Source organism: Rhodococcus oxybenzonivorans (assembly GCF_003130705.1).
Taxonomy (GTDB): Bacteria; Actinomycetota; Actinomycetes; order Mycobacteriales; family Mycobacteriaceae; genus Rhodococcus_F; species Rhodococcus_F oxybenzonivorans.
This window is the reverse complement of the sequence record NZ_CP021354.1, coordinates 3,538,920-3,554,011: the sequence shown is the minus strand read 5'-3', so window position 1 is coordinate 3,554,011 and position 15,092 is coordinate 3,538,920. Positions and strand designations below refer to the sequence as shown.

Annotated in this window: 10 protein-coding genes; 8 read left to right on the top strand and 2 right to left on the bottom strand. The window is 62.0% G+C overall.

The window, feature by feature from the left end; translation table 11 throughout:
* Window positions 1–20 precede the first annotated feature (20 nt).
* A complete protein-coding gene (locus CBI38_RS16675; protein WP_109330475.1) occupies window positions 21–1,448 on the top strand; it encodes an MmgE/PrpD family protein in 1,428 nt (475 codons plus the stop codon).
* A gap of 229 nt (window positions 1,449–1,677) precedes the next feature.
* Here CBI38_RS16675 and CBI38_RS16670 read toward each other — a convergent pair whose 3' ends face one another.
* On the bottom strand, window positions 1,678–2,658 hold the full coding sequence (locus tag CBI38_RS16670; protein WP_109330473.1) for an AraC family transcriptional regulator: 981 nt from the start codon (window positions 2,656–2,658) through the stop codon (window positions 1,678–1,680).
* A gap of 438 nt (window positions 2,659–3,096) precedes the next feature.
* Here CBI38_RS16670 and CBI38_RS16660 point away from each other — a divergent pair, with 438 nt between their 5' ends.
* The 5 genes from CBI38_RS16660 to CBI38_RS16640 all read left to right on the top strand — a co-directional run bounded on the left by CBI38_RS16660 (window position 3,097) and on the right by CBI38_RS16640 (window position 11,401).
* Window positions 3,097–5,139: a hydantoinase/oxoprolinase family protein gene (locus tag CBI38_RS16660; RefSeq protein ID WP_109330469.1), complete on the top strand. Its 2,043-nt coding sequence runs from the start codon at window positions 3,097–3,099 to the stop codon at window positions 5,137–5,139.
* Between the two features lie 2 nt (window positions 5,140–5,141).
* Window positions 5,142–7,100: a hydantoinase B/oxoprolinase family protein gene (locus CBI38_RS16655; protein WP_109330467.1), complete on the top strand. Its 1,959-nt coding sequence runs from the start codon at window positions 5,142–5,144 to the stop codon at window positions 7,098–7,100.
* The gene (locus CBI38_RS16650; RefSeq protein WP_109330465.1) at window positions 7,100–8,116 is read left to right on the top strand and encodes an alcohol dehydrogenase catalytic domain-containing protein; all 1,017 of its coding nucleotides are present in this window, start codon (window positions 7,100–7,102) and stop codon (window positions 8,114–8,116) included. The genes CBI38_RS16655 and CBI38_RS16650 overlap by 1 nt, the downstream gene beginning before the upstream one ends.
* Before the next feature lie 63 nt (window positions 8,117–8,179).
* Window positions 8,180–9,670 (top strand): aldehyde dehydrogenase family protein, encoded by a 1,491-nt coding sequence (locus CBI38_RS16645; protein WP_204164757.1) that lies wholly within the window; start codon window positions 8,180–8,182, stop codon window positions 9,668–9,670.
* 300 nt (window positions 9,671–9,970) lie between these two features.
* The gene (locus tag CBI38_RS16640) at window positions 9,971–11,401 is read left to right on the top strand and encodes an aldehyde dehydrogenase (RefSeq protein ID WP_109330461.1); all 1,431 of its coding nucleotides are present in this window, start codon (window positions 9,971–9,973) and stop codon (window positions 11,399–11,401) included.
* A 73-nt stretch (window positions 11,402–11,474) separates the two neighbouring features.
* On the opposite strand, the gene CBI38_RS16635 is transcribed toward CBI38_RS16640, so the two are convergent.
* Window positions 11,475–12,539 (bottom strand): LuxR C-terminal-related transcriptional regulator, encoded by a 1,065-nt coding sequence (locus CBI38_RS16635; RefSeq protein WP_109330459.1) that lies wholly within the window; start codon window positions 12,537–12,539, stop codon window positions 11,475–11,477.
* Between the two features lie 408 nt (window positions 12,540–12,947).
* Between CBI38_RS16635 and CBI38_RS16630 the strand changes: the two genes are divergently transcribed.
* Window positions 12,948–13,961: an ABC transporter permease gene (locus CBI38_RS16630; RefSeq protein WP_109330457.1), complete on the top strand. Its 1,014-nt coding sequence runs from the start codon at window positions 12,948–12,950 to the stop codon at window positions 13,959–13,961.
* 50 nt (window positions 13,962–14,011) lie between these two features.
* The gene (locus tag CBI38_RS16625) at window positions 14,012–15,091 is read left to right on the top strand and encodes a sugar ABC transporter substrate-binding protein (RefSeq protein ID WP_109330455.1); all 1,080 of its coding nucleotides are present in this window, start codon (window positions 14,012–14,014) and stop codon (window positions 15,089–15,091) included.
* Window position 15,092: the final 1 nt, after the last annotated feature.

Below are 15,092 nucleotides of genomic sequence, written 5' to 3'. Positions count from 1 at the left end.
GCAACAAGAGGAAGAATCTGATGCCAACAATTGTCGAAGATCTCGCGGATTTCGCCGCCGGCGCCGAAGCACGGTCACTCCCGGGTGACGTGGTTGCCGAGTCCAAGCGGATTCTGCTGGACACCCTCGGCTGCGCGGTGGCGTCGCTCGGCGACGCGGGCGCGCGCAGGGGCATCGAGTACGGCCAGTTTCTCGGCGGGTCTGGTGGCCCGGCGTCGATTATCGGAACCGGTGTGAAGACGTCGGTACCCGGTGCGGCGTTCGCCAACGCCGAATTGGTCAACGCACTCGACCAGGACGCGGTCCTGCCGCCCGGTCACGTGACCCCCTACGTGGTGCCCGGCGCGTTGGCGACGGCAGAAGCTCTGCACTCCTCGGGCGAACGCCTGCTCACCGCGATCGCAGTGGCGCACGAAATGTCGTACCGCATCGGCAAGGCCACTGATTATCTACGCGACATCAAAGATGGTGTGGTCACCATCCCGAAGGTCATCGGCTACAGCAGCACGCTGTTCGGTGCGGCGGCCGCGATCGGCGTGGTCAAGGGGTTCGGCAACGACATGCTTGCCGATGCGCTCGGGATCATGGGCTCGACGATGCCGACCAACACCCAGCGGGCATGGATGATGCACGCGCCGTCGACGACGATCAAGTACCAGCTCGCCGGGGGTATGGCCCTGTCGGCGGTCACGGCCGCACAGCTGGCCGAGTTCGGCCACACCGGTGACCGCCAGATGCTCGACGACCGCGAGTACGGCTTCCCCCGATTCATCGGGACTTCACGCTGGGAGCCGGCGCCGATCACCGCGGGTTTGGGGACGGAGTGGACCTTCACCCCGTTCCAGTCGTTCAAGCCGTATCCGCACTGCCGGGTGATGCACGCGCTGTTCGATGCCCTCACCGAGATCATCGAGGTCAACGACATCAAGCCCGACGAGATCGAGGCCATCAACGCCTGGGGTGAGAGCTTCGTGATGCAGCCGGTGTGGGTCAACGAGACCATCCGCAATCCGCGTGATGCGCAGTTCAGCATGACTCACGGCCTTGCCCTCGCCGCACACCGGATTCCCCCCGGCAAGGACTGGCAGACCCCGGAAGCGGTCCTCGACCCGTCCGTCCTCGAGCTCACCAAGAAGACGACATTCCAGGAACACCCCGACTACACCGCGGCACTGGCGAGCAACCCGGCTGCACGCCGATCGCGCATCGAGGTCCACGCACGCGGCACCCGGTTCTCCGGCGAACGCGGCTACCCCAAGGGCAGTCCTTCCCCCGACCCGCTCACGTACATGACCGACGACGAACTGATCGCCAAGTTCCGCCACAACATCGATGGAGTCGTGAGCGACGCGGACGCGGACGCCGTCATCGAGGCCGTCTACGACCTCGAGAACGTCGACGACATCTCGACGATCCTGAACCGATTGCAGCCCAACTCCGCTGAATGATCGGATCGAAACACTGCGCTGCTCTTGCCGGAGAGTTCGACGGCAAGAGCAGCGCAGTGCTGTGTAGGCACTCGCTACAGTCCCCCCTGCCAGCGCTACAGTCCCCCCTGCCAGCCGCTCCATTTCTCTTGCAGCGCCGAGTCCCCCGCGGAGTCAATGCTTCCCATACGCCGTCTTGTTCGACGAAATGGTCGGTGTAGTAACAGCATCCGGTGCGGCGTTCTTCGTTCTATCTCATCGAACGGTTCAGTGTCTCGGAGGGTAATTCGCCGAACTTCTCGCGGTACTGTCGGGCGAACCTACCGAGGTGGAAAAAGCCCCACCGTGCGGCAGAAGCGCTGACCGATTCCGACCGACCCGCCGCCAAATCGCTGCGGACTCGATCGAGCCGCACCGAACGAACGTACTCACTGGGCGCCATTCCGACGGCCTGCTGAAATCCGAGCTGCAAAGCCCGCGCGGTCACGCCTGCCTTGGCGGCAAGGTCGGCGGTCGTCATTGCCTCGTCGGGGTGTGCGTCGATGAAGTCGATCAGGTTGCGCACCGTTGGCGACCCAGCACGCGGTGACGGCCCGACGAGGGCTTCTGTCAGCTGGTTCGGAACGGTGAGCAGCAGTTGGGTCATAAGCGAGGACTCGAAATCGTGACGTGCGAGAGGCATCGTGGCTATGCCGTCCTCACGTGCGAGTTCTCGGTAGAGGAATTTCACGGCGGCAAGCAGCGACCGACCTGTTCCAGCGGCCGTATCGAAGGTCAAGTCGAAGCGAACTTCCTGCTTCTCCGGTCGGCCGAGCAACGTACCCGCATGGGTCTCCAGAGTGTCGATGGGCAACTTCAGGTGATATTGCGTTGCGTCTGCGCTCCAGTTGATCATCACGGGTGAATCGGGTACGAAGACCACGCCGTCTTGCCTCGCATCCAAGTTCCTCCGAACGCCCCGCTGCTCGACGACACTGCTGCCCTCTATCAAGAAGTTGACGTGATAGCAGGACTGCATCGGGGGACCGTTGAGAATGGCAGCCGCCCCGTAGGACATGCGACCGAGCGTCAGGCGTCCCGACGAAATCGTGTCGAGACGAAAGTCGACTGGCTGCCGATCGTCCAAAGCCAACTCGTGGTTCGCGAAGGTCGTGGCTACGTGTCTGTGGGCGACGTCGGGATCACCGGTTCGAAACTTCCGGAGGCTCGACGCCGCTGCTACCTGTAGCAAGACCCTTCCCTTCCTCTGGTGACCCGTATCACATTTAGTGAATATATTATGCCTTACCGGCTGAATGTGCCACCTTCGCTTCCCGGATACCGCGCCTTCGCTTTGCGGATTGTGACCCGCATCTCTCCTGCTTAGCGTTGTGAATCAGCGTTCTGGGACTAGACCGTCGCTTCCCACAGGAGGACTCAATCAATGTCAGAACCCACGCACGAAGCCTCGAGGCTCGAAGTCGAGAGGCTTCCGAGAGAAGGAGCGTGCCCCCGATGCGGGAAGGAGAAGCTGCGCGCGTATCCCGTCGTCGCCGAGACCGGCTGGCTCCACGTCGTCAAGTGTCAGAACTGTCTCCATTCCGTCGAGCGTGAGCGGTGGTCGCGTCTTGGACACATCCAGCTGCTCGCCGATCTCGTTTAACCGCCAACCATCGAGGAGTACGACAATATGATTGCAGTCGATGTGGGGGGCACCTTCACAGATGTCGTCGCATGGCGCGACGGCAAGATTCTGACCACCAAGGTGTCTACCGACTACACCGAGGTCGCAGGACCGGTGCTCGAGGGCGCACAGCTGCTCGGAGTCGAAGGCTCGGATGTCTTCAACCACGCCAGCACCCACGGCCTCAACGCGGTCATCACTCGAAAGCTACCCAAAATCGGTTTCCTGACCACCGAGGGACATCGCGACATTCTAGACATGGGACGGGTCTGGCGACCCACAGAAGCAATACTCGATCCGCATTGGCGCCGCAGCTTCGGTGACGCATCGAGGCCGATCGTTGATCGCTACCTTCGCCGAGGCATCCGCGAAAGGCTCACTTCGGATGGAAGCGTGCTTTTCGAACTGGACGAGGAGCAGGCCCGTGCGGAGCTAGAAGTGCTGCGCAGGTGCGATGTGACCGGGGTGGCGATCTGCCTCATCAACGCGTACGTCAACCCCGTCCACGAAATCCGGCTACGCGAGCTGGTCACCGAGGTGCTGGGCGACGTCCCGTGCTCCATTTCCAGTGAGGTGTCACCCCTCGCCAAAGAGTACGCACGCGCATCGACGACCGTGATCGACACCTTGATGAAAATCATTTACACCAAGTACTCGGCGAGATTGGGAGAGGGGTTGACCGAGCTCGGCTTCACCGGCCAACTCAATTTCGCGGATTGCGCGGCAACCCTCGTTCCTGCCTCGCGCGCAATGGACCTGCCGTTCAGGATCGTGTTCTCGGGACCGGCCGCAGGCACAATCGCATGCGCTCACTTCGGCGACCTTATCGGTGAAACCGACCTACTGTGTGCCGATGTCGGCGGGACCTCGTGCGACATCAGCGTAGTAACGGGCGGAGCTCCGTTCGTTAACACCAGTTTCGAACTGGAACACGATCTGGTCGTCAACGCACTCGCCAACGACATCTCCAGCATCGGCGCCGGTGGCGGAAGCATCGTCGCGATCGGCCAGTCCGGGGAAATTCTGGTTGGTCCCGACAGTGCACGGGCACAGCCCGGCCCGGCCTGCTACGGGCGCGGCGGTACCGTACCCACGACCACAGACACGTGTCTGATGATCGGAATCATCGACCCGGAAGGTTTCGCCGGCGGCGAACTCGATCTCGACATCGCGGCCTCCGAGCGCGCGTTCGAGGGGCTCGACACCGACTTCAGCCTCGCGCAGCGAGTCCGCTACGCGTACGAGATGGCGGTCAACAACATGGCCGAGGGCGTATTCAATGTCGCCATCAAGAACGGCGTCGACCCGCGTGACTACAGCCTCGTTGCTTTCGGCGCAGCCGGACCGATGTTGTTACCCGCCGTTCTCGACACCGTGCATTGCAAGCAGGTGATCGTGCCGCCGAATCCCGGTCTGTTCTCGGCTATCGGTCTGCTGGCCGCTGACCAGGTGTTCACGGTCAATCGAAGCGCTTACCTGCTGCTGTCGCCGGACAAGGCACCGTCGATCGACGCAGTGTTCACCGAGATGGAAACTCAGCTTCGCGAACAGGTAGGCGATACCACCGCGGTGACATTCCTCCGCAGCATGGACGCGCATCTCGTCGGTCAGAGTTGGGATACACCGTTTGTGCCGGTACCCGACGGGGTGATCGACGCAGACGCCGTAGCAACGATGGTGACCTCGTTCCACGACACGTACGAGAGTCGTTCAGGCAACCGTTTCGAAGCCATGCCGGTCGAAGGCGTGACATTTCGGATACGCGCCGTGGTCGAGACGTCGAAAATCGAGTTCCCCCGTGTCCCCGTTCGCGGAGCCGACGAGCCCCTACTGCCAGTGCGCACAACCACACTGCGTTTCCTCGGCGACATCGATGGGGGCGGCGACGGCGCGCAGGAGGCCCACGTATACGAGCGGTCGACGCTGCGCGCGGGTGATGTGCTTCCCGGCCCGACGATCATCGATGAGGGACTGTCCACCACCCATGTGGGCGCCGGCCAGCAGGCGACCGTCGGCGAGTACGGCGAACTGATCATTCGGAGGAAATAACTATGTCCACTCTGACCGTCCCGTCCGTGTCGCCGGAATCGACTCGGCGACTTCGAGACCTCAGCGACAGCGAATTCAAGGACACTTACGGGTGCGACCGCTTCAGCGCATCCGTGATCTTGAACCGGCTGCGATACGCCGTAGAGCACATGTCCACCGGGTTCATGCGAGAGGCTTTCTCGCCGATCATCCGCGATTGGTACGACTTCGCGTGCACGATCAGTGGGCCGGCAGACCGGGACTACCCGATGGCCGTTGTGAGCAACAGCCTCGTCGTCTTCCTGGGAACCATGGGTGACGCGGTTCGCAACGCCGTCGAGGAGTACGGCCCCGAAAATCTGCGCCCTGGCGATGTTCTGATCTGCAACGACCCCTACCGCGGAGGCAGACACGTCAACGATGTCGCGTTCACGCGCCCGGTCTTCGTGGACGGAAAGATCGTGTCCTACGTCAACCTGTGCGCCCACCAGTTGGACATGGGTGGCACGGTCCCGGGCGGATTCTCGGCCACCAAGTCGAACGTCTACGAGAATGGCCTCGTCATCCCACCGATGTTGTTGTGGTCGGAAGACAAGCCGGTCCGATCCACCTTCAGTCTGATCTTCGACAACACCCGATGGGGCGGAATGCTGCTCCCCGACTTCAAGAGCATCTATCAGCAATTGAAGCTTGGGGAGCGGTTGATCCTGGAAAACATCGACCGCTACGGACTCGACTCCTACCTCGGGACACTCGACTATTCGTGCGACACGTCGGCCGAACGAATGCGCGACGCTATCGGACGCGTTCCCGACGGCGACTACGCCGGGTCTGCGCTGATCGATGCGGATGGATTGGACGACACCCTCGACTACACGGTCCGCGTGCTGGTGCGCAAACGAGGAGATGATATCGAGGTCGATCTGTCGGGGACCTCGGCTCAAGCGCGGACATGCATAAACTGCGGTGTACTCGATGCAAAGACTGCAGTGGGTGTAGCCTTGACCATCCTGCTGGATCCGAAAGTTCCGTTCACATCCGGAACCTGGCGCAACATCGACATCGCCGCTCCCGCTGGGACTATCGTCTCCTCGCTACCCCCGGACGGCGGCATCATGATGTTCTGGGAGGCATCGGGCGCGATCGCGTCGGCTATCTTCGATGCGCTCAATCCTGTTCTCGGAGTGCAGGGTGTGGGCGGAGACTACGGTTCTACCAATACCCACAATGCCTCTGGCGTGCGGCCGGACGGCACACCATGGACGAGCGCGACCCAATGCGGAGGGGAGCACGGCCCGTGGGGTGCATCGAAGGCCGGTGACGGCGACAGCTACACCGTGCTCCTGACCCTCAACAACCTCGACCCGGCTACCGAAACGATCGAACACGACTCACCGGTCGTCGTTCTGCGAAAAGAGCACGCGATCGACACGGGTGGCGCGGGTACGTTCCGAGGCGGAGCGGCGAATTTGAAAGACACTTTATGGCTGACGGCCGGCCAGCATTATTTGTCACCCTTCCGGACGAAGAAGCCGAGCGGCGTCGGCGCCAACGGAGGCAATGCAGGACCGAACGGGGCGATGTGGCTATTTCCACCGACGACCGATGCTCCGGTGAAAGGCCTCGTCGATACTGCCGACAGCGCGTACGAACACAGCGAACCGGTCGCGGGTGTTCTCAATCCGTCGACGCATGCGCTCGACCCCGAAAACGGCGAGTACAACTATTTCGCACGTCGGCAGGTGTGGGCGACCGCACCGAACACCATCCTGCGCTGTTTGACGAACGGAGGTGGGGGTTGGGGTGATCCCTTCGCTCGAGACCCCGAACGAGTTCTGGCCGACGTACGCAACGAGTACGTCAGCATCGAGGCTGCTGCAGCACAATACGGCGTCGTCGTCGTCGGTGACCCACGCAACGACCCGGAAGGTCTGCGGATCGACGCCGCCGGTACCGATGCGCTACGTGGAAAGGCACAGTGATGAAGAGCATACTGTTCCCAGGTGATGGCACTACGGTGCTGCGGGACATGCCGGAGCCGACCCCCGGCCCTGGTGAGGTGGTCGTCAAGATCCGAGCCTCAGGGATGTGTGGATCGGATCTGCACTTTTATCACGGCAGTTTCGATTTCGACCACTCTGTCATCCAGGGACACGAACCGTGCGGAGAGATCTACGCAATCGGTGAAGGCGTCGCGCCCACCGCCGCAACCGTCGGCGACCGCGTCATGATCCACCACTACTTCGGTTGCAGTATGTGCAGGCGCTGTCGCGCAGGCTGGCCACAGATGTGTGAGACAGGTCAAGGCAAGACGATGGCCGTCCACGTCAACGGGGGACATGCACCGTTCGCAGTCGTACCGGTTACTTCGATACTGCCGCTGCCCAGCGGAATGTCCTTCAAAGCCGGCGCGGCGATCGGGTGCGGTACCGGGACTGCCTGGGGTGCGATCAAGCGACTCGGCGGAGTCAGTGACACCGTCACCGTTGTTATCGGCCAGGGTCCAGTCGGACTTTCCGCCACGATGTTTGCGGCTTCCATGGGTGCGATGGTAGTCGGCGTGGACATCGATGCGCGGCGGTTGGAGCGCGCGAAGCACTTCGGTGCGGACGTCGTCGTCAACTCTCGCGAGGAATCGTTGCTCGACGTTGTCAGTGACTACACCGGTGGGCGTTTGGCCGATGTCGTGATGGAGACGTCCGGGCGGGCGACCGAAGACGCGTTCAGCGTGCTGGGGACATTCGGCCGGGCATGCTTCACAGGATTGCCTGGTGAAGTGGAATTCATGACGCAAGCCGTATACAAGAAGCAGTGGACGGTCATGACCTCGTGGACCATGTCGTCCATCGAACAAGCGCGCTGCGCCGACTACGTGGTCTCCCACCATCTGCCGGTCGACGACCTCTATTCGCACCGTTGGACGATCGATCAGGCAGCCGAGGCCTACGAGTGGTTCGACAAGCAAGACGCGGGCAAGGGTGTCTTCGAGTTCGACTGAGACGTACCCGTCCGTACTCAGGCGACATCACAAGCGATCGCGGCAGAACAAGAAGGAGTCAATATGACTACACAAGAGATGCTTTCACCTCAGCGGCCCGATTTCATCGCGGGTAGAAAAAAGAATCTGATCGGCGGAAGGTGGGTCGACTCTGCATCCGGAAGAACAATAGATGTCGTCAATCCCGCTACCGGCGGGAAGATGTGCGAAATCGCAGCGAGTGACAGCACCGACATCGATCTCGCAGTATCGGCGGCGCGGTCGGCGTTCGAAGGTGAGTGGAGTCGGTGGACTCCGCACCAACGTCGCAAGTTGATGTTGAAGATTCACGATCTCGTTCTGGAGAACTTCGAGGAACTTGCTCTGATCGAAACACTCGACATGGGTGCGCCGCTGTCGCGAACGAAGGGTCTCGCAGAGTGGACCTCGCAAGTTCTGCACTTCTTCGCTTCACAGTGTGGCGCCGGAACCGTAGCGACTCCAGAGAACTCGCTGCCAGGTGATTTCCTCACCCTTCGAAGCCTCGCCCCTGTAGGTGTGGTCGGTGGCATCATCCCCTGGAACGGGCCGTTGATCGGTCTGTGGTGGATCTTCGGTCCGGCGCTTGCCACCGGTTGTACTGCGGTCCTCAAGCCCGCCGAAGACGCATCACTGTCGGTGCTACGCGTGGCGGAGTTGATGTCGGAAGCCGGTCTACCCGACGGCGTGATCAACGTCGTGACCGGATACGGTCGAGACGCGGGACAGGCATTGGCGGAACACAAGGACATCGACCGAATCGCGTTCACGGGGTCCATCGGCACAGCGAAGTCGATCGTCCGAGCCTCTGCGGGCAACCTCAAGCGTCTCCAGTTGGAACTGGGGGGCAAATCACCGGACATCATATTCGCCGATGCAGATCTGGACAAGGCCGTTCCTGGTGCGTCCATGGGCGTGTACACCAACAGCGGTCAGGTATGCGTCGCCGGCACACGCATACTCGTTCAGCGCTCGATACACGACGAATTCGTAGAGCGAATGACAGAATTCACGAAAACGATCAAGGTCGGAGATGGACTCGACCCGAACACTCAACTCGGCCCACTCATCTCACAACGGCAACTCGACCGCGTCATGAACTACATCGACATCGGCGGCGGCGAAGGTGCGCGGTTGGCCAGCGGCGGTAGCCGACTCGGTGGAGCCCTTGCGAACGGCTTCTTCGTGGAGCCAACCGTGTTCGCGGGTGCGTCCAACGAGATGACGATCGCGCAAGAAGAAATCTTCGGTCCCGTCGCATCCGTGATCCCATTCGATGAACCCGAAGACGCGCTGCGCATCGCCAACGACACACCCTTCGGACTGGCGGGTGGGGTGTGGACGCAAAACTTGGCTACTGCACACAAGGTCTCACGCGGAATCAATGCGGGCACGGTCTGGGTCAATTGCTACGGCGTACTCGATCCGGCCATCGGATTCGGCGGCACAAAAATGAGCGGTTACGGCTGGAAGGGCGCCAAAGAGCATGTCGAAAGTTACCTCTACCCGAAGGCGGTCTACATCAACCTCGGTTGATGGGGTAGGGATGTAGTCCGATCCGGCTTCGGATTTCGCCGAGAAGTCAGACCCGCCGACGCACCCGCCGCGGCGGGTCTGATTTCATCGAACCGCCGGCGCAAACTCCGCCGGAGGAGTGGAACCTGAATGCCGAATCGCAGGGCCCGGCGTCGTCACCCGTCCCCCTTTCGGATGATGCGCAATACGAACAGCGGCAGATGCACGCAACGCAGCAATGAGCTTCACTGTCAACAGCCCGATGATGATTTCCCAGCTACGACCCCAGGTTCTGTTCACCGGAATGAGGTAACCATTCACATGATGATCGAGCACCATCAGCATTTTATCGGTGGGAAGCTAGTCGAATCACACTCCGCTGGTCGCATCGAAGTGATTGACCCGGCCACGGAGCAGGTCATCGGGACGATCGCCGACGGTGACGCCCGTGACATCGCAGCAGCCGTCGGAGCAGCCGAAGCGGCCGCACCCGCTTGGGCGGCAAAGAGCGCGGCCGAACGCGCGACCGTGTTGCGGGCGATCGCGGATGCCTTCGAAGCGCGGATGGATGAGATTTCGGCACTGGTCACCAGGCAGAACGGAACGCCGATCTCGATCGCCCGGGCCATGCAGTCCCAGGTGCCCGTGGTTTACCGCTACTTCGCCGATCTCGCCGACGTATTCGAACCAGAGGAACTGGTGGAAACCGCCAGTGGTGATGCGATCGTACGGCGAGAGCCGGTCGGCGTAGTCGGCGCGATCATCCCGTGGAATGGTCCGCAGCCATTGACCGCCTGGAAGCTGGGTCCGGCCTTGGCAGCGGGCTGCACGGTGGTGATCAAGCCGGCGCAGGAGACATCGCTCGATGCGTTTTTGTTCGCCGAGATCCTCACCGAGGCGGACGTACCCGACGGCGTGGTCAATATCGTCACCGGAGGACGAGAAACGGGCGCGGCCTTGGTTGCCGATCAAGGCGTTCGAAAGATCGCATTCACTGGTTCTACCCGCGCGGGTCGGGCAATCGCCGCAGAATGCGCAGCTCAACTCAAGCGCGTGACTTTGGAACTGGGCGGCAAGTCCGCCGGAATTCTTCTCGATGATGTCGACCTCGATGAATTCCGGCCGCTCGTATTGTCGGCGTGCTCGCCAAACACCGGCCAGACCTGCCGCGCACTGACCAGAGTGCTGGTGCCTTCGTCCCGTCACGATGAGATCGTCGAAATGCTCGAGGAGACGCTGCGCTCGATCCCACAAGGCGATCCGAGCGATCCGGTGAACTTGTTCGGGCCGTTGGTCAACGCTCTCCAGCGTGAGCGGGTCGAGTCCTACATAGCTCTCGGCCGCGCGGAGGGCGCCACTGTGGTTCTGGGTGGTGGACGGCCCGAAGGGCTCGAGCGGGGCTATTACGTGGAGCCGACCATCTTCACCGACGTCACCAACGACATGCGCATCGCGCGTGAGGAGATTTTCGGCCCGGTACTGGTAGTGATGTCGTACGAGACGGTCGACGAAGCTGTGGCGATCGCCAACGATTCCGAGTATGGCCTGGGCGGTGGGGTGTTCTCCTCAGATCGTGAGAAGGCCACCGAGGTGGCGCGCCGGATCGTGAGCGGAAGCGTAGGAATCAATACCTCGACACTGCCGATCGAAACCCCGTTCGGTGGGGTGAAGAATAGCGGGATGGGGCGCGAGCTCGGCCCGCAGGCGCTCGACGCCTATCTCGAGTACAAGACTTTGTTCCGCGCCAAGTGATGATGCGGCGGGGGAGCGATCGATCAAGGTCGCCCCCACCGCCGTTGGGAAGCTTTGGCACAGTGCGCACGCGTCAGCGGCGCAGCCAATACGCCACCGCTTCGGCGCGGTTGCCGGCATCCAGCTTCCGCAGGATGTGCGTGATGTGGGTCTTGACGGTGCCCTCGGAGATCGTCAGGCGGCGGGCGATCATGCGATTGTTGTCACCGGCAGCCATTCGCTCGAGTACTTCGACTTCGCGGCCGGACAGGCCGTAGGAGGAACTCTGCACACTCGGAGAGACTGCGCCTCCGGTGAGGTCGGACAGTGTGGTGGTCAGCGCCGACACTCGTTCCAGCACGGTAGCCCGAGCCAGCGCATAGCCGAGACCCTCGCCGAATAAGGTGAGGATTGATTGATCGGTGTTGTCGACTGGACGACGTGCATAGTGGGCGTCGGCATGGACCAAACCCATGACCCGCCCGCCCACGTTGATCGGCGCGACGCCGTAGGACGTGCACCCGGATATCGCCACGAGTGTGCGATCCACCCTGGGGTTGTCCTGTACGTCGTAGACGAGACCGGGTTCGCCTCGGTCAACGACGTCCGACTCCACCAAAGTGCCGTCCAAGGTCGGCGGATGTTCTCGTCCGGCGGCCACCATTTCCTCGGCGAGGCGAGGGTCCTTCTCGATTACCATCGTGTGCAGATTCCAGCGTCCGCGTTCGACAGTGGAGATCAGGGCGCGATCGAAACCGATGGTGATTACTTCCTCAGCGGCGCTTGTGAGTAATTCGTCGACTGTCTTGGCGGACTGTAATCGTACGAGGGAGCGGTGGATCGACCGCATCACTTCGACGCTCGACGCCACACGCGACTCGTTGATGCGGCTTTCGAGATCGCGGACGGTACCGAGCAGTGAAGTCAAGCATCTGATTCTGTCAGGAGCAGTCGTGGGCGGAAGCTGGGTGAGCTCGCCGAGCGCGACCGTCCACACGCGATCGAGAATTCGTTTCGCCGATCCTGTGGACATCACCCCGTGTTCGATGAAGGGGCGGTCGAGGACCGCTTCGGCATGCGTGCCCACCGACCGGACCTCTGCGTGCAGGTCGGTGGACAGTACGCCGTCGTGCGCGGGGCGGATATCACTCGGTCGCATGACCACAGCCTCCACGTCGTCTCAGGGAGTGGTTCACATCACAGATAATATACTATACGCGATCTACGGCATCGTCCGTAGGTCGTACTGAAGATCGAACCCACGGCAGATGTTGCCAGATGTGTCTGGCTTCACACTGGTTGCTACCACTTGGCCCTCCACCCGCCACGGCTCGCACCCGCCAATACCCCAAGGGTGCGCCATCACCGGATTTGGAGACGTACACAACCGATGAACAGCTGATTACCAAGCTCCGGCACAACGTCGACGGGTGGTATCCGACGCGGCCGCCGAACGGATCGGCGAGACCGTCTTCGATCTGGAGAACGTCGTGGACGTCGCAGTCCTGCTTGACCTTACGAAAACCCCGTCGCTGAGCCACGCCCCACCCACAGATCAGGAGATGACATGACCGCAGCCCTCACCGAGCGACCCCGGGTCTCGCTCCGGGCCAGGATAGGGTCGTTCGACCAGGCATACCTAGTGCTGGCGATCACCGTGGCACTGGTACTTGTCGGCGGTGCCACCACCGCCAACTTCCTCACCACGGGCAACTTGAGCACCATCCTCAATCTGTCCGCTGCGTTCGGCATCATGGCGGTCGGGCAGGCGATCGTAGTGATCGGAAAGGGCCTCGACCTGTCGATCGCTGGAATCGGCCTCGGCTGCGCCCAGGCCACCCTCGCACTGATGAATCAGGGGTGGGGACAGTGGGAGGCCGTCGGGGCGATGATTTTGCTCGCGGCGTTCATAGGATTGGTCAACGGTGTAATCATCGCATTTGTCGAGGTTCCGGCGTTATTCGTCACGCTGGCCACCGGAATGCTGGCGATAGGGGGGATCGGAATACTGATCCTTGACCAGAACGTGTACACAGTTCCGCCGGACTCGGTGCTGGCCGGACTGAGCGTTACCGCGTTCTGGTCCATTCCGCGGCCTGTGCTGATCGCGGCGATCATCTTCCTCGCGGCATGGCTGTTCCTCACCTTCACGACACCGGGCCGGCTCATCCGGGCGATGGGTGACAACTTCGCCACTGCCCGGTCCTCCGGCGCCCCGGTGCGTCCTCTGCAGGTGCTCACGTACGTGGTGTCTGCGCTGCTGGCTGCGTTGGCCGGATTCGTCGCCGTCGCAATCCAGGGCAGTATCCAGACCACATCCAGCTCGTTCGACCCCATCCTGTTCACCGCGTTGACGGTGGTGGTGATTGGCGGTGTCTCGTTGTCGGGTGGTCGCGGAACTGTCCTCGGAGTGCTGGCCGGTGCGCTATTCGTCGGCATATTGAACAGCCTGCTGGTCATGCACGGACTGTCCACCGCGGTCCAGGACCTCATCCGGGGAGCGGTTCTGCTCGGGGCCATCGGCTTCGACGCCTGGCTGCATCCACGCAACGACGAGACCGACAAGTCTGGTGAGCTCTGACGCCGCGCCGGCGTCGCTCCCCGAACATCATCCCAACGTAGGAGAACCACATGTCATCACACAGAAAGTGGACAGCTGTCAGTGCGGTGCTGCTCACAGCCGGCATGATCGCCGGCTGCACAGTGAACACCGGTGCCGGGGCCGGAACCGGCGGTGAGCGAGGTGACGGGCAGGGCTTCAGCGCCAACGTCGAGTTGCTTCCGGCGCGGCAGAAAGTGCAGGACATCATGCAGGGCAAACGGGTCGCATTCGTTCCGATGCTCTACAAGGGGTATCAGCTCACCGAAAACTGGGGCACGTCGCTCACACGCTCGCTCGAGGCCTCCGGAGCCCAGGTCACCATCCACGATCCGAACTTCGACCCCGATCGCATGCTGGCGATCCTGAACGACATCATCGCGCGGAAACAGGCCGATGTAATGGTGCTGCAGAGTTCGGCGCAGGGACTGTTGGACAACGTCATTGAACGTGCAGCGCAGGCGGGCATTTACACCGTGGTCTTGAACATGATGTCCACCCGGCTCAGCGACGCGTTCGTCGGCGTCGACGTATACGGCGCAGCCCAGGCGATCACCAAGCGGGCCGTGGCGGATTGTAATGCCCGCGGCACCACCAAGAAGCTGTCGATCATCGACGGCATGGGCAACGATCCGGCGTCCCTGCTGTGGAACGCCGGGATCAAGGATGTCGCCGAGCACGAGGGCTACGAGGTACAGATCAGCCATTCGCAGTTCGACAATTCCAAGGCGCAGGCAGCGGCCGAGGCGGCGATGCAGCAGAACGGCAACGATCTGTGCGGCTTCCTGGTCACCTTCGACCTGAACGCGGTGTCAGTCGGGCAGACAGTGAAGGCCGCCGAGAGCCGCAGGCAGATTCAACCCACCGCGATCGGGGTTTACACCCTGGATGCGAACTCGGCGACCTGCGAGGAACTCAGACGCGGCACGGTTACCGCCACAGCGGCGTACGACGTTCAGGGCATCGGGGCTGCAGGCGCGGTGGCGGTGCAGAACCTCCTGATCAACGGTGCGCCCGCGGGGAGCCGCCACGACGTGGGCTACGTCTCGTACCACGTGGTGGACGGCAAGACCGCCGACGAGACGACCATCGCCTGCTACCGGTCCAACTAGG

Excerpts from the sequence above, each read along its gene's own strand:
- CBI38_RS16635 (WP_109330459.1), bottom strand. The coding sequence starts at position 12,539 with ATGCGACCGAGTGATATCCGCCCCGCGCACGACGGCGTACTGTCCACC.
- CBI38_RS16640 (WP_109330461.1), top strand. The coding sequence starts at position 9,971 with ATGATGATCGAGCACCATCAGCATTTTATCGGTGGGAAGCTAGTCGAA.
- CBI38_RS16645 (WP_204164757.1), top strand. The coding sequence starts at position 8,180 with ATGACTACACAAGAGATGCTTTCACCTCAGCGGCCCGATTTCATCGCG.
- CBI38_RS16650 (WP_109330465.1), top strand. The coding sequence starts at position 7,100 with ATGAAGAGCATACTGTTCCCAGGTGATGGCACTACGGTGCTGCGGGAC.
- CBI38_RS16630 (WP_109330457.1), top strand. The coding sequence starts at position 12,948 with ATGACCGCAGCCCTCACCGAGCGACCCCGGGTCTCGCTCCGGGCCAGG.
- CBI38_RS16675 (WP_109330475.1), top strand. The coding sequence starts at position 21 with ATGCCAACAATTGTCGAAGATCTCGCGGATTTCGCCGCCGGCGCCGAA.
- CBI38_RS16660 (WP_109330469.1), top strand. The coding sequence starts at position 3,097 with ATGATTGCAGTCGATGTGGGGGGCACCTTCACAGATGTCGTCGCATGG.
- CBI38_RS16625 (WP_109330455.1), top strand. The coding sequence starts at position 14,012 with ATGTCATCACACAGAAAGTGGACAGCTGTCAGTGCGGTGCTGCTCACA.
- CBI38_RS16655 (WP_109330467.1), top strand. The coding sequence starts at position 5,142 with ATGTCCACTCTGACCGTCCCGTCCGTGTCGCCGGAATCGACTCGGCGA.